The sequence below is a fragment of the Mesorhizobium sp. M0340 genome, from assembly GCF_040321535.1.
Classification (GTDB): Bacteria; Pseudomonadota; Alphaproteobacteria; order Rhizobiales; family Rhizobiaceae; genus Mesorhizobium.
In genome coordinates this window covers 1-22,809 of the sequence record NZ_JAMYRR010000034.1, presented here as the reverse complement: position 1 = coordinate 22,809, position 22,809 = coordinate 1, and the positions used below count along the sequence as shown (strand labels likewise).

At 62.1% G+C, this 22,809-nt stretch carries 19 protein-coding genes and 1 tRNA gene; 9 read left to right on the top strand and 11 right to left on the bottom strand.

Going from position 1 to position 22,809, the window contains the following annotated elements:
• Positions 1-41: 41 nt before the first annotated feature.
• The 3 genes from thrS to yidD form a co-directional block, all read right to left on the bottom strand.
• On the bottom strand, positions 42-2,015 hold the full coding sequence (gene thrS, locus NKI79_RS29960; RefSeq protein WP_352806712.1) for a threonine--tRNA ligase: 1,974 nt from the start codon (positions 2,013-2,015) through the stop codon (positions 42-44).
• 168 nt (positions 2,016-2,183) lie between these two features.
• Entirely contained in the window at positions 2,184-2,999 is an 816-nt protein-coding gene (gene blaOXA / locus NKI79_RS29955) for a class D beta-lactamase (protein WP_352806709.1), read from the bottom strand.
• 145 nt (positions 3,000-3,144) lie between these two features.
• Positions 3,145-3,519, bottom strand: coding sequence for a membrane protein insertion efficiency factor YidD (yidD, locus tag NKI79_RS29950; RefSeq protein ID WP_352806737.1), 375 nt, complete (start codon positions 3,517-3,519; stop codon positions 3,145-3,147).
• A gap of 336 nt (positions 3,520-3,855) precedes the next feature.
• On the opposite strand from yidD, the gene NKI79_RS29945 reads away from it, so the two are divergent.
• Positions 3,856-4,770 carry a LysR substrate-binding domain-containing protein gene (locus NKI79_RS29945; protein ID WP_352806706.1) on the top strand — a complete coding sequence of 305 codons (915 nt, stop codon included), beginning with the start codon at positions 3,856-3,858 and terminating at the stop codon, positions 4,768-4,770.
• Here the strand turns inward: NKI79_RS29945 and NKI79_RS29940 are convergent.
• Positions 4,767-5,213 (bottom strand): iron-sulfur cluster assembly scaffold protein, encoded by a 447-nt coding sequence (locus tag NKI79_RS29940; protein ID WP_352806703.1) that lies wholly within the window; start codon positions 5,211-5,213, stop codon positions 4,767-4,769. The two genes, NKI79_RS29945 and NKI79_RS29940, sit on opposite strands and share 4 nt — an antisense overlap.
• 240 nt (positions 5,214-5,453) lie before the next feature.
• Between NKI79_RS29940 and folE the strand changes: the two genes are divergently transcribed.
• From folE to NKI79_RS29925, 3 genes are all read left to right on the top strand, one after another.
• The gene (folE, locus tag NKI79_RS29935; protein ID WP_254818364.1) at positions 5,454-6,116 is read left to right on the top strand and encodes a GTP cyclohydrolase I FolE; all 663 of its coding nucleotides are present in this window, start codon (positions 5,454-5,456) and stop codon (positions 6,114-6,116) included.
• Between the two features lie 10 nt (positions 6,117-6,126).
• Positions 6,127-6,597 carry a phosphoribosyl-AMP cyclohydrolase gene (hisI, locus tag NKI79_RS29930; RefSeq protein ID WP_352508754.1) on the top strand — a complete coding sequence of 157 codons (471 nt, stop codon included), beginning with the start codon at positions 6,127-6,129 and terminating at the stop codon, positions 6,595-6,597.
• Between the two features lie 84 nt (positions 6,598-6,681).
• Positions 6,682-7,653 (top strand): patatin family protein, encoded by a 972-nt coding sequence (locus NKI79_RS29925; protein ID WP_254818362.1) that lies wholly within the window; start codon positions 6,682-6,684, stop codon positions 7,651-7,653.
• A 21-nt stretch (positions 7,654-7,674) separates the two neighbouring features.
• On the opposite strand, the gene recJ is transcribed toward NKI79_RS29925, so the two are convergent.
• From recJ to NKI79_RS29900, 5 genes are all read right to left on the bottom strand, one after another.
• Positions 7,675-9,459 (bottom strand): single-stranded-DNA-specific exonuclease RecJ, encoded by a 1,785-nt coding sequence (recJ, locus tag NKI79_RS29920; RefSeq protein ID WP_352806699.1) that lies wholly within the window; start codon positions 9,457-9,459, stop codon positions 7,675-7,677.
• A gap of 60 nt (positions 9,460-9,519) precedes the next feature.
• A complete protein-coding gene (gene glpX, locus NKI79_RS29915) occupies positions 9,520-10,503 on the bottom strand; it encodes a class II fructose-bisphosphatase (protein ID WP_352806696.1) in 984 nt (327 codons plus the stop codon).
• 200 nt (positions 10,504-10,703) lie between these two features.
• On the bottom strand, positions 10,704-12,017 hold the full coding sequence (locus NKI79_RS29910) for a homoserine dehydrogenase (RefSeq protein WP_254818359.1): 1,314 nt from the start codon (positions 12,015-12,017) through the stop codon (positions 10,704-10,706).
• 42 nt (positions 12,018-12,059) lie between these two features.
• Positions 12,060-13,277 carry an LL-diaminopimelate aminotransferase gene (locus tag NKI79_RS29905; protein ID WP_254818358.1) on the bottom strand — a complete coding sequence of 406 codons (1,218 nt, stop codon included), beginning with the start codon at positions 13,275-13,277 and terminating at the stop codon, positions 12,060-12,062.
• Positions 13,278-13,317: 40 nt separating this feature from the next.
• Complete coding sequence (locus tag NKI79_RS29900) at positions 13,318-13,704, bottom strand: hypothetical protein (protein WP_352806692.1); 387 nt, start codon at positions 13,702-13,704, stop codon at positions 13,318-13,320.
• 97 nt (positions 13,705-13,801) lie between these two features.
• Here NKI79_RS29900 and phaC point away from each other — a divergent pair, with 97 nt between their 5' ends.
• The 3 genes from phaC to NKI79_RS29885 all read left to right on the top strand — a co-directional run bounded on the left by phaC (position 13,802) and on the right by NKI79_RS29885 (position 17,324).
• On the top strand, positions 13,802-15,637 hold the full coding sequence (gene phaC, locus NKI79_RS29895) for a class I poly(R)-hydroxyalkanoic acid synthase (protein ID WP_352806689.1): 1,836 nt from the start codon (positions 13,802-13,804) through the stop codon (positions 15,635-15,637).
• A gap of 326 nt (positions 15,638-15,963) precedes the next feature.
• Positions 15,964-17,076, top strand: coding sequence for a YcbK family protein (locus NKI79_RS29890; RefSeq protein ID WP_352806735.1), 1,113 nt, complete (start codon positions 15,964-15,966; stop codon positions 17,074-17,076).
• 173 nt (positions 17,077-17,249) lie between these two features.
• Positions 17,250-17,324, top strand: a tRNA-Glu gene (locus tag NKI79_RS29885).
• A gap of 124 nt (positions 17,325-17,448) precedes the next feature.
• Here the strand turns inward: NKI79_RS29885 and NKI79_RS29880 are convergent.
• Positions 17,449-17,748, bottom strand: a complete 300-nt coding sequence (locus tag NKI79_RS29880; RefSeq protein WP_352704499.1) for a DUF982 domain-containing protein — start codon at positions 17,746-17,748, stop codon at positions 17,449-17,451.
• Between the two features lie 302 nt (positions 17,749-18,050).
• On the opposite strand from NKI79_RS29880, the gene map reads away from it, so the two are divergent.
• Both map and radC read left to right on the top strand, forming a co-directional pair.
• Positions 18,051-18,878 carry a type I methionyl aminopeptidase gene (gene map / locus NKI79_RS29875; protein WP_352806686.1) on the top strand — a complete coding sequence of 276 codons (828 nt, stop codon included), beginning with the start codon at positions 18,051-18,053 and terminating at the stop codon, positions 18,876-18,878.
• A gap of 53 nt (positions 18,879-18,931) precedes the next feature.
• Entirely contained in the window at positions 18,932-19,678 is a 747-nt protein-coding gene (radC, locus tag NKI79_RS29870) for a RadC family protein (protein ID WP_352650918.1), read from the top strand.
• Between the two features lie 88 nt (positions 19,679-19,766).
• Here radC and NKI79_RS29865 read toward each other — a convergent pair whose 3' ends face one another.
• A complete protein-coding gene (locus tag NKI79_RS29865) occupies positions 19,767-22,346 on the bottom strand; it encodes a bifunctional diguanylate cyclase/phosphodiesterase (RefSeq protein ID WP_352806732.1) in 2,580 nt (859 codons plus the stop codon).
• Between the last annotated feature and the right edge of the window lie 463 nt (positions 22,347-22,809).

Below are 22,809 nucleotides of genomic sequence, written 5' to 3'. Positions count from 1 at the left end.
CGGTGGATCGCTCCACCGCCATTCATTGCAGGTCGGCTGGTTCAGGCCGCGCGGCGCTTGCGGTCGGGTGTCACCGCCTCGTCGGCAAGCAGCTTCACGGCAGTTGCGAGACCAAGCGATTCCTGGTCGCGCGAACCGAGACGGCGGATATTGACCGTTTCTTCCTCGGCCTCGCGCTTGCCACAGACGAGGATGACCGGGACCTTGGCCAGCGAATGCTCCCGGACCTTGTAGTTGATCTTCTCGTTGCGCAGGTCGGTCTCGGCGATCAGCCCGGCCGCCTTCAACTGCGCGACGACGTTTCGCGCGTAATCGTCGGCATCGGAAGTAATCGTCGCCACCACCACCTGCAGCGGCGCGAACCAGAGCGGGAAATGGCCGGAATAATTCTCGATCAGGATGCCCAGAAACCGCTCCATCGAGCCGCAGATGGCACGATGCACCATCACCGGCTGCTTCTTTTCCGAATCGGAGCCGATATAGAAGGCACCGAACCGTTCCGGCAGGTTGAAGTCAACCTGCGTGGTGCCGCATTGCCAGTCGCGGCCGATGGCGTCCTTCAGCACATATTCGAACTTCGGCCCGTAGAACGTGCCCTCACCCGGATTGACGCCCGTCTTGATCCGGTTGCCCGACCGCGCCGCGATCTTGTCGAGCACGTCCTGCAGCACGCCCTCAGCATGATCCCACATCGCGTCGGTGCCGACCCGTTTTTCGGGGCGGGTCGCCAGCTTGACGGTGATTTCGTCGAAGCCGAAATCCGCATAGGTCGAGAGGATCAGATCGTTGATCTTGATGCACTCGTCGGCGAGCTGTTCCTCGGTGCAGAAGATGTGGGCATCGTCCTGGGTAAAGCCGCGCACGCGCATCAGCCCGTGCAGCGCGCCGGACGGCTCATAGCGATGCACATTGCCGAATTCCGCAAGTTTTACCGGCAGATCGCGGTAGGACTTCAGCCCGTGCTTGAAGATTTGCACGTGGCCGGGGCAGTTCATCGGCTTCAGCGCAAACACCCGGTCGTCGTCGGTGTCGTCGCCAGCAACCGTCACCTTGAACATGTTGTCCCGGTACCAGCCCCAGTGGCCTGATGTCTCCCACAGGCTCTTGTCGAGCACCTGCGGCGCGTTGACCTCCTGATAGCCCTGCTCGTCGAGGCGGCGACGCATGTAATTGACCAGGTTCTGGAACATCCTCCAGCCTTTGGCGTGCCAGAACACGACGCCCGGCCCCTCCTCCTGGAAGTGGAACAGGTCCATCTCACGGCCGAGCTTCCTGTGGTCGCGCTTCTCGGCCTCCTCCAGCATCGTCTGATAGGCTTCGAGCTGCGCCTGATCGGCCCAGGCCGTGCCGTAGATGCGCGTCAGCATCGGGTTGTTCGAATCGCCGCGCCAATAGGCGCCGGCGACCTTCATCAGCTTGAAGGCGTTGCCGATCTGGCCGGTCGAGGCCATATGCGGGCCGCGGCAAAGGTCGAACCAGTCGCCCTGCGCATAGATCTTGAGATCCTGATCCTCGGGAATGGCGTCGATCAGCTCCAGCTTGTAGCGCTCGCCCTTGTCGGCAAAGATCCTTTTCGCCTTTTCACGCGACCATACCTCTTTGGTGAACGGCTTGTTGCGCGCAATGATCTCGCGCATTTTCTTCTCGATCACCGGGAAATCGTCGGGCGTGAACGGCTCGTTGCGGGCAAAATCGTAGTAGAATCCGTTCTCGATCACCGGCCCGATGGTCACCTGCGTACCCGGCCAAAGTTCCTGCACGGCTTCGGCCAGCACATGGGCTGCATCGTGACGGATGAGCTCCAGCGCGCGCGGGTCCTCGCGAGTGATGATCTCGACCTTGCCCGGCTTGCCGATCGGGTCGGAAAGATCGCGCAGCGTGCCGTCGATCGAATAGGCAACGGCCTTCTTGGCCAGCGACTTCGAGATCGATTCCGCCAGGCCGGCGCCGGTCATCGCCGCGTCGTAGTCGCGGACGGAGCCATCGGGAAATGTCAGGGAAACGGAATTCAGCATGAAGTTCTCCTATCCAGTCCCGCAAACGAGCGCGGGTGGTAAAATGCACGTCGCCCAAAACTGCGTAGCGATTTTGGGGTTGCGACTTACATCAAGTAAGAGCCGGATGCGTCCGGCGGCGAGCGGTCTTTTATGGGCAGTTTTCGGCGCCGTAAAGCCGGATTTAGGTCACCCGAGGAGATTCGACAGCTCTTTCAGGAACATCGCCCGCGTCTTGAGCCCCTTCGGCGTGTCGGAACGTTTCGTATCGACTACGAGGCGGGCAAAGACGATCTTGCGAGCATCCTTCTGCGCCCAGCCAACAAACCAGCCAAGCGAGCGCTTGTCGGCATCGTCGCCAAACCTGGTCGTCCCGGTCTTGCCCTGCACCGTCCAGCCGCCCGCCCGGAAGGTCGGGACAATCGCATTGGTCATCGCATGGGCCTTGTCCGAGACCGGCAGATTCCGCGCCAGCAGCTTGCGCAGGAAATCGACCTGCTCGACCGGCGATATCTCGAGCGAAGAATTCACCCAGGAATGGGTGAGGCCGTCATTCTTGCCGGGAGTTCCGGAAACGTCCGTGTTGCCATACTCGAATTTCGACACATAGCCGGCAAATTGTTTGCTGCCGAGCCGGCGCGTAATCTCGCGTGAGAACCATATGACCGAATCCCTTTCCCAGATCGTCGGGTCGACGGTCTTGCGGTCCCGTTTCGGCGCATTGAACTCTGCCTTGTACTCCCAGCTTGGCGCGTGCTCGTCGCTCAGGATTCCAGCATCGTAGCCGATCAGCGCCAGCGGAACCTTGAACGTGGAGGCGGGGCTGACGCGCTGATCGCAGGTCCCTTCGCGATACAGCGTCTCGCCGCCTGCGGCGTCGACGATCAGCGTGCATTCGACGTCCCCGAGCGGCGCCGATTGCGCACGGATCGGAAAACCCAACAGCCACGCCAGGACATAGAGAACCACGGCGAAAACGAAAGGAAGACGATCTATCCGGCGCATTTGGCAATCTCTCCTGAAGGGTGTCAGGAGCGGCTTAGCGAGGCGTCTTGTCTCGATTTTGTCTTAAATGCGCTATGTCCGCGCAAGCTGCGGTTAACCCTACCAGATCGTAAAAGCGGTCCGGTTGTTCACCGAACAGTTGCGGTCAACTGTCCAGGTCGCCACGTTTTTTCCCGATCCGCCAGTACCGCCATGGCGTGAACCAACGGTAACGATCAGCCAGGATTTCCGGTACGGGGTCGATGCCGTGCGTTCCGAACGGTCCGCAGCGCAGCACCCGGAAAACCCCCATCCAGCCACCGGCCCACAGCCCGTGGCGGGCGATCGCCTCATGTGCGTATTCGGAACAGGTCGGCAGATGCCGGCAGGAATTGCCGACGAAGCCTGACAGCGTCAGCTGGTAGAAGCGGACGAGCGACGTGCCGAGGAGGCGGCCCGGCGTCTTGCGCCACGGGCCGGGCCAGTTGCGTCCTTGTCGAATCGGCCTGGCGCCGTGCGCATGCCGATGTTGGCCAACCACCGCAGTCTCCACATCACGTTTTTCAACACGATAGATGTGCGCATCGGGCCAGGAACGCAATGCCGTTCCGGCAACCCGTCATGGCTTGGCACGGCGAGCCGGGTAGCGGTCGGGCGTCGGCTTCCGGATACGGCGACGCTGGTCGGCGGCCTCTCCTCGCACCAATCCCTATGCGGTTTCTCGTCATGGCATTGAAACGTCACGATCCGCACGACATCGCCCAGAACGTTGAGAAACTGGATCATGGCAGCACTCCTTGAGCGCCGATTAGAGCGCCGCTGGCCTTGCCCTTCAAACGAGTATAACGTCCACGTCAGATAACTCTGAGTTATGCGAATGAAGCGCGGACACCTCCCCCTGACGGCGCTTAGAAGCTTCGAAGCAGCCGGTCGTCACCTCAGCTTCAGCCGTGCGGCCGAGGAGCTTTATGTCTCGCAGGCGGCGATCAGCCGCCAGATCCGCGAGCTCGAAGCCTTCCTGCGCCAACCTTTGTTCTTCCGCCATCATCGCCGCGTCGAGTTGACCGACACCGGCCGGCGGCTGCTCGACCAGTTGGTCAGAAGTTTCGAGGGCATCGACAGGCTGCTTTCGGAATTGACGGCGGCCCAGACGCAGTCCGTGGTCCGTGTCAGCGTCGAACCATCGCTTGCATCCGAATGGCTGGTGCCGCGGCTCAACCGCTTTCGCGAGTTGCGACCCGATATCGACGTTTTCCTTGAGGTCGACCCGAGGTTGATAGAGTTTCGCAGCGATCAGCCCGAACTTGCCCTACGCTTCAGTGCGCACGCCACCTCATGGCCACGCAGCGAAGCCGAACAGCTTGCCGCGGTCATCGATTCACCAGTCCTGTCGCCGGCGCTTCTCGCATCCGGCCCAGCTCTGGAAAAACCGATCGACCTTGGTCGCTACACGTTGCTGCACGAAGAAAACCGTCAGGCTTGGGCGCGCTGGTTCGAAGCGGCCGGCGTGACGGCTGAGGCCGTGCCTGCGCGCGGCCCGATGCTGGCGGATGCTTCGCTTTCGAAGCAGGCAGCCTTGCTTGGACATGGTGTCGCGCTGGGCGATCTTCTGCAGATCGGCGAAGAACTTGCGTCCGGCGCACTGATCAAGCCTTTCGACATCGACGTCGCGTCCGGCGCCTATTGGCTGGTGGCCAGAAGGCTGAATGACCTTTCAGAGCCGGCCAGAGCTTTTGCCGACTGGGTCCGGGCGGAATTCGCCGAAAGCCGGCGTTTCCTTGCCGAGGCTTAAGCCGCCTGTTCCGCCCGCTTCTTTTCGATCTGGCCGATGGCGTCGACCACTGCGTCGAACGTCAGCATGGTCGAGGCGTGGCGCGCCTTATAGTCGCGCACCGGTTCCAAGTATTTCAGGTCGGCGAAGCGGCCTTCGGGCGGCGGGCCATTTTCCTTCAGCATCTTCAGCATCGTCTCGCGCACGCAGCGCAATTCTTCGGCGCTGGCGCCGACGACATGCTGCGCCATGATGGAAGAGGACGCCTGGCCAAGCGCACAGGCCTTCACGTCATGCGCGAAATCGGTGACGACGCCATGATCCATTTTCAGATCGACGGTCACCGTCGAGCCGCACAGCTTGGAATGTGCTCGTGCGGTTGCGTCGGGGCGGTCGAGCCGGCCGATCCGTGCGATGTTTCCAGCAAAACCCAGAATTTTCGCATTGTAGACATCGTCGATCATATTTTTCCAATCCGTCGCCGCCCAGTGAACAGTCATTGCCGCTCTGGCGTCTTCCTTTCGCTCGGCACGAACATATATAATGGCGGTAGTCGGGTATCGACAAGGCGACCACAAACCTCGTCGTGCCCAATTCTGTTCACGCCACTTACGGGCTGGAAACCGGGCGAGTTTCTGACACCCGAAAGGTCGTGGTCCGTTCAACTCGTTCCTCCTGAGAGAGGAACTACGGGAGACGCCTTTATGGACGCCGTTATCAAGAAACTCATGCCGCGGTCCGCCTATATGGAAAAGCCGGTCACCGACCGGCCGAGCGAGGCCGAAGTCGAAGCCGCTGTGCGCATCTTGCTGCGCTGGACCGGCGACAACCCTGACCGGGAGGGCCTGATCGACACGCCGAAGCGCGTCACCAAGGCATTCCGCGAAATGTTCAACGGTTATGATATGTGCCCAGCCGAGGAACTTGGCCGCACCTTCGAGGAAGTCGCCGGCTATGACGACCTCGTCCTCGTCAAGGACATATCCTTCCACTCGCATTGCGAGCATCACATGGTGCCGATCATCGGCAAGGCGCATGTCGGCTATCTGCCTGACGGCAAGGTTGTCGGCCTGTCCAAGATCGCCCGCGTCGTCGACATCTTCGCCCATCGCCTGCAGACCCAGGAAGCGATGACGGCGCAGATTGCCGGCGTCATCCAGGACGTCCTCAATCCGCGCGGCGTCGCCGTCATGCTCGAGGCCGAGCATATGTGCATGGCCATGCGCGGTATCCGCAAACAGGGCTCCACCACGCTGACCTCGACCTTCACCGGCGCCTTCAAGGATACACCCGAAGAGCAGGTCCGCTTCGTCACCATGGTGCGCGGCGGCGGAACTGATCAGACCCGCCCCACCTTCGTTAAATAAGGACCGGCGAATGTCGGCATTGGAATTCCCGAAAGCTCCCTCAGACAAGAAGGCGCTTGAGGAAGGCACGGTCCTTTCGCCGCGCTTCGATGCCGGCGGCCTCGTCACCGCCGTGGTCACCGATGCCGAAGACGGCATGCTGCTGATGGTCGCGCATATGAATGCCGCGGCGCTGGCGCTGACGCTCGAGACCGGCATCGCGCACTACTGGTCGCGTTCGCGCAACGCGCTGTGGAAGAAGGGCGAAACCTCGGGCAATGTCCAGCAGGTCGTCGAGATGCTCACGGATTGTGACCAGGACGCGATATGGTTGCGCGTCAAAGTGCTGGGTTATGAAGCAACTTGTCACACCGGCCGACGTTCATGCTTTTATCGGACGGTGGGGCTGAGCGATGGCAAAGGGACGCTTGCCAGCGACGGCAGCAAGCCGCTGTTCGATGCGGAAAAAACCTATCGAAAGCCCAATACACCATCAATATGAACCATTCGCAGCACTTCAGCCACGTGTATTCATGATTTCGATACGGCCCGCCTGTAGGATGACCGTGGGACAAGGGAGATTGTGATGCTCGAGTGGGCGTCATTGCGCAACAGACCTGACGTTCGGGAGGCGAATGGCCTCTCCTCGGCCGCGGGCGCATCCGAAACCAAATCTCCGGGCAAAACAGCGATTTCGCTGGCATTGGGCGGCGGCTGTGCGCGCGGCTGGGCGCATATCGGCGTGCTGCGCGCGCTTGACGAAGCCGGCATCGAAGTGTCGATGATCGCCGGCACCTCGATCGGCGCGCTGGTCGGCGGCTGCTATGTTGCCGGCAAGCTCGACGAGTTGGAAGAATTCGCCCGCAGCCTGACCAGGCGGCGCATTTTTGGCCTTCTCGACCTCAATCTACGCGGCAGCGGCCTGTTCGGTGGCATGAAGCTCGATGCGCGGCTGCGCGAGCACATAGCCGGCATCCGCTTCGAGGACCTGCCAAAACCGTTCGTCTGCGTCGCTTCGGAAATCCGCACCGGCCATGAGATATGGCTGTCGAGCGGCTCGTTGAGCACCGCCATGCGCGCCTCCTACGCGCTGCCCGGCGTGTTCGAGCCGGTCGCCTGCAATGGGCGTGTGCTGGTTGACGGCGCCCTGGTCAATCCGGTGCCGGTCTCGGTCTGCCGTGCCTACGAGCAGCCGCTCGTGGTCGCGGTGAACCTTCACTACGATCTGTTCGGCCGCGCCGCGGTGATCAAGCACAGCGCCGGCGAGCTGGTCATCGAGAAAGACGCGCCGCGGGCCGGCCACGCCGATCCCGAACGCCAGTCGCGCGAGACGCGGCTCGGCATCACCGGCGTCATGGTAGAGGCCTTCAACATCATCCAGGACCGCATTTCGCGCGCCAGGCTGGCCGGCGACCCGCCGGACATATCGCTGCAGCCGAAGCTCAGCCATATCGGCCTGACCGAATTCCACCGCGCCGACGAAGCAATTCGTATCGGCTACCAGGCAACGATGGCGCAGATCGGCGACCTGACCCGGCTGCAGACCGTCCTCGCTTAGGCAGAGCGGACAGCGAGCTTCTCAGGCAAGCGCCGCGTCGACGATACGGAATTGCACCGTGCGGTTGCCGTTCCAGTGGTTGCCCGACAGCGAGCCGGCTACATGCACCGGCTTACCCCTGTTCTTGAACAGGAATTCGCCGAGCGCGGTATCGACGGCGCGAAAGGCGATCGCCTGGATGCGGCCGCCGCTTTCCGACTGCAGGTCGGCGCGGATGTGGTTGGTGCCGACCGCCCGCGCATCGACAAGCCGGTGGCGCGGCAGCGCGAACACCGGCGCGACATGCCCTGCGCCGAACGGCCCTGCCCTCTCAAGTGCATCGAGCAGCGCGAGCGTCGCGCCCTCGGCGGCAAGCGCACCGTCGATCGCCAAGCTCTCCTCGCCTTGCAGGCGGAACACGTCCACCGCCGCGCGCTCTTCGAAGAAAGCCCTGAGTTCGCCGAGCTTGGCCCGCTCGACAGTGATGCCGGCCGCCATTCCGTGGCCGCCACCCTTGAGGATCAGCCCGGCATCGGCAGCCTCGCGCACCAGCCGGCCGAGGTCGAAGCCAGACACTGAACGGCCTGAACCGGTACCGACACCGTTGGCGTTGAAGGCGATGGCAAATGCGGGCCGGCGCGCATGGTCCTTGAGCCGCGAGGCAAGCAGGCCGACAATGCCCGCGTGCCAGTTGCTGCTGGCTGTGACCACGATGGCCGGACCATTGCCGCCGGCAAGCTCGGCGTCGGCCTCTGAGCGCGCCGCAGCCAGCATCTCCTGCTCCATCGACTGCCGCTCCTGGTTGAGTCGATCCAGCGTCTCGGCAATGGTGCGGGCTTCGACCGGGTCGTCGGTTGCAAGCAGGCGGCTGCCAAGTGCTGCGTCGCCGATGCGCCCGCCGGCGTTGATGCGCGGACCGATCAGAAAGGCCAGATGGAACGTGCTGATCGGCTCGCCTATACGCGAGACCCGCGCCAACGCCGCCAGCCCTTCGTTTCTCTGCTGCCGCGCCACCTGCAGCCCCTTGACCACGAAGGCGCGGTTGACGCCGGTGAGCGGCACCACGTCGCAGACTGTGCCCAGCGCCACCAGATCGAGCAGAGCAAGCAGGTCCGGCGGTGCGGCATCTGGCAAGCGGCCGCGTAGGATCTTCGCGGTCTGCACCACGCAAAGGAAGACGACGCCGGCGGCACAAAGATGACCTTGGCCGGAAAGGTCGTCCTCGCGATTTGGGTTGACGACCGCAGCGGCCGCCGGCAACGGCCCGCCGACCTGATGGTGATCGAGCACCACGACGTCGGCGCCGGCGGCCTTTGCGGCGTCGATGGAAGCAGCACTGTTGGTGCCGCAATCGACGGTGACGATCAGCGTCGCGCCGCGCGAGACGAGGTCGCGCATCGCTTCCGGATTGGGGCCGTAGCCCTCAAAGATGCGGTCCGGTATGTAGATCTCCGACGCCACCGAGAAATGCGCGAGAAAGCGCTTGAGCAGCGCCGACGAGGCGGCGCCGTCGACATCGTAGTCGCCAAAGATCGCTACCTTTTCCCTGGCCATCACCGCTCGAGCGATGCGAGAGGCGGCCTTGTCCATGTCGGTCAGCGATGCCGGGTCGGGCAGCAGGTTGCGGATGGTCGGATCGAGAAACCGCTCGGTCTGCTCGGCGGTGACGCCGCGCCCGGCCAGCACGCGCGCCACGATGTCGGGCACGCCATAACCTTGCGCGATGGCGAGCGCGGCCATGTCCTGGCGCTCGGTCAGCCGGTGTTCCCAGGAAACGCCGGTGGCCGATTGCCTTACATCGAGGAAAAAGCGTCTTTCCCCCGTCACGTGGCGCGCCGTCTGCAATTTGTCATTGCGCACAATATGCAACGGCTAACTGAGTCGAAATCAAAACTTTTCCAGATCCTGGTGCCTGGCTTTGATTTCGCGCACGGTCCGCGATGACGAGCGCAGCACGATCGTGTGCGTGGTGATGAAATTGCGGCCGAACTTGACGCCGGCCAGCAAATTGCCGTCGGTGACGCCGGTCGCGGCAAACAGCACGTCGCCGCGTGCCATGTCTTGCGTGTGGTAGATCCGTCTGGGGTCGGAGATGCCCATCTTGGCGGCGCGCACCAGCTTTTCCGGCATGTCGAGGATCAACCTACCCTGCATCTGGCCACCGGTGCAGCGTAAGGCGGCAGCTGCGAGGACGCCTTCCGGCGCGCCTCCGGTGCCGAGATAGATATCGATACCGGTCTCGTCCGGATCGGTGGTGTGGATGACCCCGGCGACATCACCGTCGCCGATCAGACGGATCGCGGCGCCGGTCGCCCGCACGGCTTCGATCAACGCGCCATGGCGTGGCCGGTCGAGAATACAGGCGGTGATCTCCGCCACCGGCACACGCTTGGCCCTGGCCAGGCTGGCGATGTTTTCGGCCGGCGAGGCATCGATGTCGATGATGCCGTCGGCATAGCCCGGGCCGATCGCGATCTTGTCCATATAGACGTCCGGCGCGAACAAAAGGCTGCCTTTTTCGGCAATGGCGATAACGGCCAATGCGTTGGGCAGGTTCTTGGCGCAGATCGTCGTGCCTTCGAGCGGATCGAGTGCGATGTCGACAGCCGGGCCTTTGCCGGTACCGACTTCCTCGCCGATATAAAGCATCGGCGCCTCGTCGCGCTCGCCTTCGCCGATCACCACCGTGCCGTTGATGGCAAGACGGTTGAGCTCCTGCCGCATGGCATCGACCGCGACCTGGTCGGCGGCTTTCTCGTCGCCGCGTCCGCGCAATCTGGCGGCCGCGACCGCGGCGCGTTCGGTGACGCGCACCAATTCCATGGTCAGTATCCGGTCGAGGCCGGCGACAATGTTCTGGGCCACATTCATCGATGGACAATCCTCGTTGGCACTTTGTTTTTATGCATGTCGTCGTCCCAAAAACCGCCGCACACGTTTGGGCGACATGCATTAGCCTCCCGCCAGAGACGCGCTCCTTGTGTCAAAGCCCCGTGACAACAGCAAGACCTGCGCTGGACCTTTTTGAAAGCGCAGCAATATCAATCGATTAAAGGCAAAATGTGAGACTTCTATCCGGCCCGCTCGATGCGGATGACTTGCGGCTTGTCGGTCAGAAGGCTGTCCCTGGTGATGCCGTCGACGGCCTTGCGCACCGCCGCCTCGGTCGTCTCGTGGGTCACCAGGATGACGGTCTTCTGTGCCTCGGTTTCCGGCCCGGCGGCATGCTGGACGATCGATTCCAGGGAAATGTCGTTGTCGGCCATGCGCTTGGCTATTGCCGCGAAGACGCCGAGGCGGTCGTGCACGGTCAGCCGGATGAAATAACCGCCGGCATGGCTGCGCATCTGCGCCTTCTTATAGGGCTTGAGCTCCTTCGCCGGCCGGCCGAAAACCGGACCATGCTGGAAGCCAGGCCGGCTTTTAGCGATGTCGGCAATGTCGCCGATCACCGCCGATGCGGTGGCGTTGCCGCCGGCACCGGGGCCGGAGAGCAGCAATTCGCCGAGGATGTCGGTCTCGATGGCCACCGCATTGGTGACGCCGTGCACCTGCGCGATGACCGAGGCCGTCGGCACCATGGTCGGATGCACGCGCTGCTCGATGCCGCTTTCGGTGCGTTGGGCGACGCCAAGCAGCTTGATCCGGTAGCCGAGATCGCCGGCCGCACGGATATCGGCCTGGCTGATGTTGGAGATGCCCTCCATGTAGATATCGTTGGCGGCGATCTTCGTGCCGAAGGCAAGGCTGGTCAGGATCGATAGCTTGTGTGCGGTGTCGTGGCCCTCGATGTCGAAGGTCGGGTCGGCTTCGGCATAGCCCAGCCGTTGCGCATCCTTCAGGCAGGCATCAAAGGACAGACCCTCGGCTTCCATGCGCGTCAAAATATAATTGCAGGTACCGTTGAGGATGCCGAAAACGCGGGTCACCGAATTGCCGGCCATCGCCTCGCGCATCGTCTTGATGACCGGAATGCCGCCTGCCACCGCCGCTTCGTAGTTGAGCAGCACACCCCTCTTTTCTGCGATCTCGGCCAGTAAGACGCCGTGCTTGGCAAGCAGTGCCTTGTTGGCGGTGACGACGTGACGGCCGGCCTCGAGCGCGGCTTTCACTGATGATCGTGCCGCTCCTTCGTCGCCGCCGATCAGCTCGACGAAGACATCTATTTCGGCGGTCTGCGCCATCTTGACGGCGTCGTCGAACCACCGTGCTGTGCCAAGATCAACGCCGCGGTCGCGCTTGGGATCGCGCGCCGAAACGGCTGACACGACGATGTCGCGTCCGCACTGCCGCGTCAGTTCGGCCGCCTTGTCGCGCAGCACACGGGCCACAGACGCACCGACGGTGCCGAGGCCGGCAATTCCAACACGCAACGCTTCAGCCATGTCCGGCGACGCCCCTCAACAATTCGGTCGATGTGTATAAGATCAGCGATGCGCGGCGAGCGGTACGACGTTATTCGGCTGCTTGGCGCTGGATGCGAGGAAGCGCTTGATGTTGCGCGCCGCTTGCCGGATCCGATGCTCGTTTTCGACCAGCGCGATGCGCACGTGATCGTCGCCATGCTCGCCGAAGCCGACGCCCGGCGCCACCGCGACGTCGGCGTGCTCGATCAGGAGCTTGGAGAATTCAAGCGAGCCCAGGTGCTTGAACGGCTCCGGGATCGGCGCCCAGGCGAACATCGATGCCGCCGGTGCGGGAATGGTCCAGCCGGCACGGCTGAAGGAGTCGACCATGACATCGCGGCGTTTGCGGTAGACGTCGCGCACTTCGGCGATGTCGGCGCCGTCGCCGTTCAGTGCATGCGCCGCCGCCACCTGGATCGGCGTGAAGGCGCCGTAGTCGAGATAGGATTTCACCCGCGTCAGCGCCGAGATCAGCCGTTCATTGCCGACCGCAAAACCCATACGCCAGCCCGGCATCGAAAAGGTCTTCGACATCGAGGTGAACTCGACGGCGACGTCTATGGCGCCCGGCACCTGCAGCACCGAAGGCGGCGGATTGCCGTCGAAATAAATCTCCGAATAGGCAAGATCCGATAGGATGATGATGTCGTTCTTCCTGGCGAAGGCCACCACCTCCTTGTAGAAATCGAGCGAAGCGACCAGTGCCGTCGGGTTGGACGGATAATTGAGGATTAGTGCCAGCGGCTTCGGGATCGAATGGCGGATGCCGCGCTCCAGGGCCGGGATAAAGCCGTCGTCCGGCTCGACCTGCAGCGAGCGGATGACGCCGCCCGACATAATGAAGCCGAAGGCGTGGATCGGATAGGTCGGATTGGGGCACAGGATCACGTCGCCGGGGGCGGTGATCGCCTGCGCCATATTGGCGAAGCCCTCCTTCGAGCCGAGCGTCGCCACCACCTGGCTGTCCGGGTCGAGCTTCACGCCGAAGCGGCGGGCATAGTAGTTGGCCTGTGCACGGCGCAGACCCGGAATGCCGCGCGACGACGAATATCGGTGCGTGCGCGGATCGCGCACCACCTCGCATAATTTGTCGACGATGGCCTTGGGCGTCGGCAGGTCCGGATTGCCCATGCCAAGATCGATGATGTCGGCGCCGCGCGAACGGGCGCTGGCCTTCAGCCGGTTGACCTGTTCGAAGACATAGGGCGGAAGCCGGCGGACCTTGTGAAATTCTTCCATGGCAGTTCCAGACAGTGAGGTTGCGGTCGCGCGTATAAGCTTATTTGCAACTAGGGTCGAGAGCGGGGTCGCATTTGCCTTCGATCTGCTTCAGCGCCTCGGCGCCGTGTTTTTTTGCCAGCTGGTCCAGCGCTGCCTGGTCCGCAACCTTGACGCCGCCGCCCTTGGCGGCCTGGCTCTGCTTCTCGGCCTTCAGTTGGGCGAGCTTGGCGTTCTTTTCCTCGTCGGTGAATTGCTCGGCCGCCACCTGCGGCCGGATGTTCAGGTTCGGATAGGAACCGGTGTCCTTCGCTCCGACAAGGCCGGTGGCGGGCGCCGCACCTTCCATGTTGCTGCTCGTGCAACCGGCCATCGCCAACATGACGAGCGCCATGCGGCAAAAACGACCAGTGCCGGAAAAAACGTTCTTGCCAATATTAATCGTCATATTGTTTTCCTGGCGGCCGGGTTAGAGCACATTGGACCCTGTTCGATATCCCATGGTAATATGTCAACAAAACGCTTCGGGAGGAACCCCGCGAACCATGGCCAAAACACCCGATTCGGGCAAAGCGGAAGATGACCAACCTTCGACCGTCGAGCAATATCTGGTGAAGGACCCGGAACGCTTCGCTCTGAACATGGCCCGCATGATCGAGCAGGCCGGCAAAGCCGCCTCGGCATGGGCCGAGCCGCGGGAAAAGGGCGAGGTACGCGATCACGTCGCCGAACCGGTCGTCGACATGGTGAAGACGTTCTCCAAGCTCACCGAGTACTGGCTCTCCGACCCGCAGCGCGCGCTGGAGGCGCAAACGCGGCTGTTTTCCGGCTACATGACCGTCTGGGCCAATGCTGTCCAGCGCGTCGGCGCCGGCGCTGAGGACGCCGAGGATGCGGTCAAGCCCGAGCGCGGCGACAAGCGTTTCCAGGACCCGGAATGGGGCCGCAACGCCTTCTTCGATTTCCTCAAACAGGCGTATCTGGTCACCTCGCGCTGGGCGGCCGAACTGGTCGAGCACGCTGACGGCCTGGACGAGCATACCCGCCACAAGGCCGGCTTTTATGTCAAGCAGGTGTCCAATGCCATCTCGCCGTCGAATTTCATCCTGACCAATCCGGAATTGTTTCGCGAGACTGTCGCCTCGAACGGCGAAAACCTGGTGCGCGGCATGAAGATGCTTGCGGAGGACATCGCCGCGGGCAAGGGTGACCTGAAGCTGCGGCAGGCAGATTATTCGCCCTTCGAGATCGGCAAGAATCTCGCCGCCACGCCGGGTAAGGTGGTCGGCCGCAGCGACGTCGCCGAAATCCTGCAATACGAGCCGACTACCGACACCGTGCTCAAACGGCCGCTGCTGATCTGCCCGCCATGGATCAACAAGTACTACATCCTCGACCTCAACCCGCAAAAATCCTTCATTCGCTGGGCCGTCGAGCAAGGCCACACCGTGTTCGTAATCTCCTGGATCAACCCGGACGAGCGGCACGGCGCCAAGAGTTGGGAGGCCTATATCAGGGAGGGCCTGCAATACGGCCTCGACACGATCGAGAAGGCGACCGGCGAAAGGCAAGTCAGCGCCATCGGCTATTGCGTCGGCGGCACGCTTCTGGCGGCGGCCCTGGCGCTGATGGCGCAGGAAGGCGACCACCGCATCAAATCCGCCACCTTCTTCACCACCCAGGTCGATTTCACCTATGCCGGCGATCTAAAAGTGTTCGTCGACGAGGAGCAGGTCGCGGCCGTCGAAAAGGCGATGAACGAGAAAGGCTATCTCGACGGCACCAAGATGGCGACCGCCTTCAACATGCTGCGCTCGGGCGACCTGATCTGGCCCTATGTCGTCAACAACTACATGCGCGGCAAGGATCCCCTGCCCTTCGACCTGCTCTACTGGAATGCCGATTCGACCCGCATGGGCGCTGCCAACCATTCCTTCTATTTGCGCAATTGCTATCTCGAGAACAGGCTCTCGCAAGGCATGATGGAACTGGCGGGCCGCACGGTTTCGCTGAAGGACGTTACCATTCCGGTCTACAACCTCGCCTCTAAGGAGGACCACATCGCGCCGGCGCTATCGGTATTCCTCGGCTCGAAATATTTCGGCGGCGAGGTCGACTACGTCATGGCCGGCTCCGGCCACATCGCCGGGGTCGTCAATCCGCCGGCGGCGCAGAAATATCAATACTGGACCGGCGGCAAGCCGGCCGGCGACTTTGACAAATGGCTCGCCGGGGCCACAGCCCACCCCGGTTCCTGGTGGCCGCACTGGCAACGCTGGATCGAAGCCAAGGACAATACCCGCGTTCCGGCCCGCAAACCGGGCGAGCACATGCAAGTTCTAGGCGAAGCCCCCGGCACCTATGTCAAGGTGCGCGTGTAACCATCTGTAATGTGTGGTGAGTTGACGCGCCGCCAAAAGCGGGCGAAATGGTGCCGTCAACCCTGAGCAGCCTTGATTCATCCTCTAGCCGCCAAATTACTTTGAGGCTTGCAGATTTGACACAGGTCTCGTTTCCGGTTCGGGGAACAAGGGTCATTCGACGAGACGTTTCGGCGCCGCGCCAATGACGAACCGGTCGGATATCGAGGGGGAATTTTGTTTTGAGATCAGCAGGATCGCGCCTCGCGAAGGGAGAAAGCCGCGCCATTGTGGCGGCGCTTTTCTCGGTGCTCCTGGCGTCCTGCACCTCGGCCGGCGACCCGACCATGTCGGTCGGCATGCCAGGCTACAATACCTCGGCTACCGAAATCAGCACGGCCGCCGGTGCGCCCCAGGCCAGCACGGCCGCATCATCGTCGCAGATGACATCCGCACAAATGACGATGAATGCCGAGGGTGACGCCAACCTTCCCGAGCAGGTCGCCTATGTGCCAATAGCCAAGCCAGGGGCCAAGCCCGATGCCGGCTTCCCGATCGCCGTTCCAACGGCAGCCGAAACGATCGCGGGACAGACGCCGCAGCCGCTGCAACCAAACGCCCAGACGGCCGAACAGGCCGTGGCACAGAACAGTGCTGATGCATCGAAGCCCGACGCCAAGGCCGCCGCGGCGGCGACGAACAACCCGGTCTATGTAACCGCCGGCGAGATGCCGCAGCCACAGGCCTACGCACCGAAGAAAAACTTCCTGGCCTCGCTGTTCAGCGCCACCCCCGCTTCGGCAGCATCGCCGGCCAACAGCAGATCGGGCGGGCAGGCAACGGTCGTGCAGGCCAAGGCGACGCCTGCGGCAAAACCCACCGTTACCCTGGCCTCGGCCAATCCGGCTGAAAAACCGGTGCAGCTGGTGTCGACCGGCGATACCAGCCATTTCACGGCCGATGCGCTGCCGGGCGTGCGCCAGACGGCGCTGTTCGAGATCAAGCGCAAATCCGGCCTCGACGATGAGAGCGACGTCGATCTCAACGAAGACGAAGGTTCGGGTGGCGCCTACCAGGTCGCCTCCGCCGCCGGTCTTGCCCGGCTGGCGCCCAACGGCCTCCTGAAACAGAACGAAAGTGTCGATGTCGCCTGCTTGAAGCCGTCGCTGGTTCGCGTGCTGAAGACGATCGAAGGCCACTACGGCCGCAAGATGACGGTCACCTCCGGCTATCGCGATCCGGCCCGCAACCGCCGCGCCAACGGCGCCAAGAATTCGCTGCACATGTACTGCGCCGCCGCCGACATCCAGGTCCCCGGCGTCTCGAAGTGGGAACTGGCGAGCTACATCCGCACCATGCCGGGCCGCGGCGGCGTCGGCACCTACTGCCACACCGTATCCGTCCATGTCGATGTCGGCCCCGAGCGCGACTGGAACTGGCGTTGCCGCAGGCGCGGTTAGGGAGAGGTTCTTCGGCCACTGCGAAGTTCGCTCGGCGACGCTACATCATGCCGCAAAACCAGCTTGGCTGTCGGAAAGACGCGGTTTGGAGCCAAAGGAAAAAAGTTGTCGCAGCCGGCGGCAGACGGGTTGCCGGTTTGCCGCGACGCAACTATAAGCGCTCACATCTGAGCGCGCCCATCGTCTAGCGGTCAGGACACCGCCCTTTCACGGCGGTAACAGGGGTTCGATTCCCCTTGGGCGTACCAGCAATTTCAACTTGGCATATGTCTATCGCCAGCGTGATGCTGGCAAGCGTGGCTGGACCCTACCCACTCTGAGGGGGTGTCAGCAAAGGGGCGAAGACAGACTGCGGATTGTGTCGACGGCTCCCTACGCCCGCAGTCCCCTCGCCTCGCCGCCGCGCTTGCGCGGAGGAACCATCATGTCCCTGGCAAGCAGGCCGCTCACCCGGCAAAAGGCCATGAAGGCCCGCCATGCGTCTTCGGTCTCGACGATGTCCACCGTGGCGCCAAAACAGGCATTGAACGCGGCCTGGTAGGTTGGCCCCTTCCGGCGAACCGGCCACGTTTGCAGCAAATCGAGCGCCTGCTCGACACTGTAGATTTCCTCGACCGGCTGGCCGGGCACAGGCGCGATACGCACCGGCACCGCAAATTGCAGTCTGTCCATTCGACCTCTCCCGAACCGACACCCCCGCAGCAACATCGTTCGGCATAAAAAGTTGCCGTGGCGGCTTCATGCTTGGGCCGACTTCTTGCCTAGAAATGTGTCGTCACTGCGGTAACCAATGAACCCGGCGGAAGCATTAGGCCGCTACAGGCAAAGGAGGACGCCCCCTGGCGTGAATATCGCAGGTCCTCGACCGTCGCCGGCAGTTCGTCCTTGAACCTTGCGCCTTCCAGTGCCAAATCTGGGGAGATTTCTCTGGCGGGGGCTCATCCAGCCCTCGCATCCCTGCAAGACGGATAAAAATGGTCACCTATCTCGACGCCGCCACGGCACCGCTCAGAAACACCGGCCAGATCCGTCTTTACGACGAGGAAGGCTTTATCGGCATGCGCAGCGCTTGCGATCTCACCGCGCGCTGCCTCGACGAACTGGTATCGATGGTGGCGCCCGGCGTCACCACCGAAGCGATCGATCGCTTCGTCTTCGAGTTCGGCATGGACCATGGCGCGCTTCCGGCGACACTCAACTACCGCGGCTACACGAAATCATCCTGCACCTCGATCAACCACGTCGTCTGTCACGGCATACCCGACAGCAAGCCGTTGAAGGATGGCGATATCGTCAATATCGACGTCACCTATATACTCGACGGCTGGCATGGCGACTCCTCGCGCATGTATCCGGTGGGCACGATCAAGCGTGCCGCGGAGCGGCTGCTCGAAGTCACGTATGAGTGCCTGATGCGCGGCATCGCGGCAATCAAGCCGGGCGCCCGCACCGGCGCCATCGGCGCCGCCATCCAGACCTATGCCGAAGCCGAGCGTTGCTCGGTGGTGCGCGATTTCTGCGGCCACGGCGTCGGCCGGCTGTTTCACGACGCGCCGAATATCCTGCATTACGGCAGCGCCAGCGAAGGCGTCGAGATGCGGCCGGGCATGATCTTCACCGTCGAGCCAATGATCAATCTCGGCCGGCCGCATGTGAAAGTGCTGTCGGACGGCTGGACCGCGGTGACGCGCGACCGTTCGCTGTCGGCGCAGTACGAACACACGATCGGCGTCACCGAGACCGGCTGCGAGATCTTCACGCTGTCGCCAAAAAACCTCGACCGCCCCGGCCTGCGGGCCTAGTGTCTGGCAGATCGGGGCGTTACCGTGCCCGGCAAATGCTGGGTGGGGCAGCCATGAACGGTGACGACGACGAGCGGGCCTTCTTTCCCGAAAGGCCGGTGCGATCGCCCGCGAAGGCGGTGGCCGCCGACAAGCCGCATTATCTCGGCCATCGCGACCGCTTGCGCGAGCGCTTCGCCGCCAGTCCCAACACCCTCCCCGACTACGAACTGCTCGAGCTTCTATTGTTCCGGCTGATCCCGCGCGCCGACACCAAGCCGGTCGCCAAGGCCTTGCTGGCACGCTTCGGTACATTGGCCGAGGTCCTCGGCGCGCCCGTCGAGCGCCTGCAGGAAGTGAAGGGCATCGGCCCGGCGGTGGCGCTCGACCTCAAGGTGGTTGCGGCAACGGCGCAGCGCATGGCGCGCGGCGAGATCGCCGGTCGCGAGCTGTTGTCGACCTGGACGCAGGTTCTCGAATACTGTCGGTCGGTGATGGCCTTCGAGGAGCGCGAGCAGTTCCGCATCCTGTTCCTCGACAAGAAAAACGCGCTGATCGCCGACGAAGTGCAGCAGGTCGGCACCGTCGACCACACACCGGTCTATCCGCGCGAGGTGGTCAGGCGCGCCCTGGAGCTCTCTGCCACGGCGATCATTCTGGCACACAACCATCCGTCGGGAGACCCGACGCCGTCGCGCGCCGACATCGAGATGACCAAGCTGATCATAGAGACGGCCAAACCGCTTGGCATTGCCGTTCACGACCACATCATCATCGGCAGGAAAGGCCACTCCAGCATGAAGGGCCTGCTGCTGATCTGAGGTTTGGCGTTGTTTTCAGCTTTGTCCGCTGTGCGCCTATGTACCGCAACGTCAAGGCGGTCGGCTCGATAAATTCTGGCGCCGAGGCTCAGCTGGCCGTGCGCAGGCGCCGCGATCGGACAAATGTCTTAAGTCCCTCGGAGTCGAACGGGTGGCCGAAGGCATAACCCTGCAATATGTCGCAGCCGAGGTCCTTGAGTAGCCGTGCGTGCTGCATCGTCTCGACGCCTTCCGCCACGACCTCGATACCCAGCGATTTGCCGATTTCGATGATCGACGAGACAACCTGCCTTCTCTGCGGCGATTTGACGATTGGGGTGACCAGCTGCCGATCTATCTTCAGCCGGCGCGGCTGCAACTTCAGCAAACTGACCATCGAAGCGTAGCCGGTACCAAAATCGTCTATTTCGATGTCAATCCCCAGTTCTTTTATTTGCTCGATGTTCCACGTGACGAGATCGTCGTTCTCGTCCAGGAAAATCGACTCAACAAGCTCGAACGAAACTGTTCCTTTCTTGATATCTTGTTCTCGCAGGCTCTTGATAAGCTCCTCGTCTTGAAGGCGCCTCGCCGAGACATTGACCGACACCCGTGGAATGTTAAGTTTTGCAGCGGACCACTCTTCGAAATCCGCAAGCGATTGCTTCAATATGGCTTGGTCGATGATCGAGACGACGTTCAGTTCTTCCGCAATCCTCAGGAAGATGTCGGGCGCCAAAATACCCTTTACTGGATGTTGCCACCTCGCCAGCGCCTCAACCCCAACGATTTCGAGCGTCTTTGCGTCAAATTGGGGCTGGTAGAACGGGATGAACTCGTTGCGCTCGAGGCCGCCGAGAATTTCGTCGGCAATCCGTTTTGTATCGACGATTTCGCTTTGCATCGCGTCAGTGAAGAATTCGTATCGATTGCGCCCACGGCTCTTTGCTCGGTAAAGCGCGATATCTGCGTTCACCAGCAGGTGTTTGGCTTCGACATCTTTTCCGTTATCGACAGCTATACCCACGCTGACGCCAAAACGGCACCGGTGGCCCTGATAATAGACGGGCTCGCGCATCTGGCTGATGACCCGATCGGCAAGCAGCGCCAGTTGCTTGGTATCGTCGCGTACCACGCACAGAACGATGAATTCGTCTCCTCCGATGCGGGCGACGAATCCTTCGTCGCCGACCTTCGATCTGAGGACAGTCGACGCGTGAACCAGCATCGCGTCACCGGCGGCGTGGCCCAGCGTATCGTTGATGTGCTTGAACCGATCCAGATCGATGTGAAGCAGTGCCGCACGCCCGCCTGAGCGCCTGGCGTTTGCCGCGTAGTCTTCCAGTACCTGGTCGAGGTAACGCCGGTTGGGCAAGCCGGTCAGCGAGTCATGAAGCGCAATGTGCTCTATGCGCGCCTTAGCCGACTCGAGTTCTGCATTTTTCGACTCCGACAGCTGTTTTGCGCGAACCAGATCCATGTTCAGCAGGACGTCGGCAGTCACGTCCCATTCCGCGCCGATCATTTTTGGGGTGTCGTTTGTGGCCCGGTAAAGGATCGCCTTGGACCGGACATGACGGACCTCGCCATTCGGGCGCACAATCCGGTACTCCGACAAATATGGTCGTCCGCTGGCCACCGCCGTGTCGAAATCTGCGTTGGCGCCAGCCAGATCATCTGGATGGATCGCTCCCGCCCAGTCTGTGTAGCCCCGGTGCTCCCCCGCTGGTTTGCCATATATTTCATTGACGCGTTCATCCCATGTAAGCTCGTTGGTCGCGAGATCGTGTTCCCAAACCCCGATAGCCGAAGCTTCCAGAGCGAGTTCAAGGCGTCGTGACAATCGGCGCAATTCCGCATAATTGCGCTGTCTTTCGCCTATCAGACGACCAGTGACCAGGAAAGGGAACACAACCAAGGCCCCGGCCGTCGCCATGATCGCGCGCAACAACCATGCGTTACTTGGCGTCGAAGGCCAGCCGTTCTTGGGAATGGCAGCGAGCTGCCACGAGCCGGAAGGAAGCAAAACGTCAGCCGTCACCGGATCGCTTTTGCTGATCTCCTCATTGCCGTAGAATTGACCACCTCGGTGACCGAGGGCGTCCCTGCCGATCAGCGCGATGTCGATCCCGAGATCGTCGTCAAGCATGCCGCTCGCTTTGTAAAGGCGCTGCACGTCGACAACGGCGGAAATAATGCCCCAGAACCTTTCCGTGTTGCCCGCGCTCGGCACGAAAACCGGAAAGCGGCCGATGAAGCCCTGTCCTCCCTGCTTCAGCTCGACGGGACCGGCAAGCACCAGCTTGCGTTCGTCTCGCGCCCTTAGCGCAGCCGCACGCTGCCGCTCGTTCTTGCGGTAGTCCAGGCCCATCGCCTGCTCGTTACCTTCCATCGGGTACATCAGGGAAACGACCAGATCGGGCGCGCCGGCAATATTGTTCAATTGCGAGTCGGCGCCAAACAGATTGCTCGCCAGCGAGGCGAAGCGTTGCTGTCCCATATAAGGCTCGGTCACGACCGCGGCGACCAATCCACGCACGAGTTGAAGGTTTCCGTTGATATTGCCTTCGAGCTTGGCGCGGATGAGATTGACCTTGGTCAGCACGTCCGCACGGACGGCCTGGTCCGAGACGACTTTGTTCTGGTGCTCCGCGAACGCTGCGCTGATAAGTATGACGACAAGCGCGATCGCCGCCGGAATATTTGCCGACGAAAAGACGACTTCCTTGATGCCGCCGAACTTAGCGCGGAAAAAAGCCAATAGGCGATTCCTCAAGTGCCATTTCAGGTTCCCGGGTCGACCCGATGAGGAAACATTAGCTTTCAATGTTTAATTTGACCTTCACGCTCGTTAGAGCTTTTGCGCTTTCCGACCCGTTGCTGATGTTGCAGGGCCGAGCGGTTGGAGCCAGCTGCCGACTTCCACTGACATGGTCCCACTGATTGAGTTGAGATGCGCTGGCGCCGGCGATCCGTCGGAAGATCGAGGAGCGCGAGCGATTGCAAACTTCGACGCTCCGACCCGAGTACTCAGGAGCATCGACCTGGACTAGCAGGCTGTTGAAGAAGTATGTCGCGCGGCCTTGAGGATGACCTCATCGCCGTTGTGATAGGCAAACGTGATTTCGATGGAGCCATCGTCGAGCAATTCG

Excerpts from the sequence above, each read along its gene's own strand:
- radC (WP_352650918.1), top strand. The coding sequence starts at position 18,932 with ATGAACGGTGACGACGACGAGCGGGCCTTCTTTCCCGAAAGGCCGGTG.
- NKI79_RS29890 (WP_352806735.1), top strand. The coding sequence starts at position 15,964 with ATGTCGGTCGGCATGCCAGGCTACAATACCTCGGCTACCGAAATCAGC.
- hisI (WP_352508754.1), top strand. The coding sequence starts at position 6,127 with ATGTCGGCATTGGAATTCCCGAAAGCTCCCTCAGACAAGAAGGCGCTT.
- glpX (WP_352806696.1), bottom strand. The coding sequence starts at position 10,503 with ATGAATGTGGCCCAGAACATTGTCGCCGGCCTCGACCGGATACTGACC.
- NKI79_RS29925 (WP_254818362.1), top strand. The coding sequence starts at position 6,682 with ATGCTCGAGTGGGCGTCATTGCGCAACAGACCTGACGTTCGGGAGGCG.
- NKI79_RS29900 (WP_352806692.1), bottom strand. The coding sequence starts at position 13,704 with ATGACGATTAATATTGGCAAGAACGTTTTTTCCGGCACTGGTCGTTTT.
- NKI79_RS29905 (WP_254818358.1), bottom strand. The coding sequence starts at position 13,277 with ATGGAAGAATTTCACAAGGTCCGCCGGCTTCCGCCCTATGTCTTCGAA.
- NKI79_RS29880 (WP_352704499.1), bottom strand. The coding sequence starts at position 17,748 with ATGGACAGACTGCAATTTGCGGTGCCGGTGCGTATCGCGCCTGTGCCC.
- NKI79_RS29910 (WP_254818359.1), bottom strand. The coding sequence starts at position 12,017 with ATGGCTGAAGCGTTGCGTGTTGGAATTGCCGGCCTCGGCACCGTCGGT.
- NKI79_RS29940 (WP_352806703.1), bottom strand. The coding sequence starts at position 5,213 with ATGATCGACGATGTCTACAATGCGAAAATTCTGGGTTTTGCTGGAAAC.
- blaOXA (WP_352806709.1), bottom strand. The coding sequence starts at position 2,999 with ATGCGCCGGATAGATCGTCTTCCTTTCGTTTTCGCCGTGGTTCTCTAT.
- thrS (WP_352806712.1), bottom strand. The coding sequence starts at position 2,015 with ATGCTGAATTCCGTTTCCCTGACATTTCCCGATGGCTCCGTCCGCGAC.
- map (WP_352806686.1), top strand. The coding sequence starts at position 18,051 with ATGGTCACCTATCTCGACGCCGCCACGGCACCGCTCAGAAACACCGGC.
- phaC (WP_352806689.1), top strand. The coding sequence starts at position 13,802 with ATGGCCAAAACACCCGATTCGGGCAAAGCGGAAGATGACCAACCTTCG.
- NKI79_RS29945 (WP_352806706.1), top strand. The coding sequence starts at position 3,856 with ATGAAGCGCGGACACCTCCCCCTGACGGCGCTTAGAAGCTTCGAAGCA.
- folE (WP_254818364.1), top strand. The coding sequence starts at position 5,454 with ATGGACGCCGTTATCAAGAAACTCATGCCGCGGTCCGCCTATATGGAA.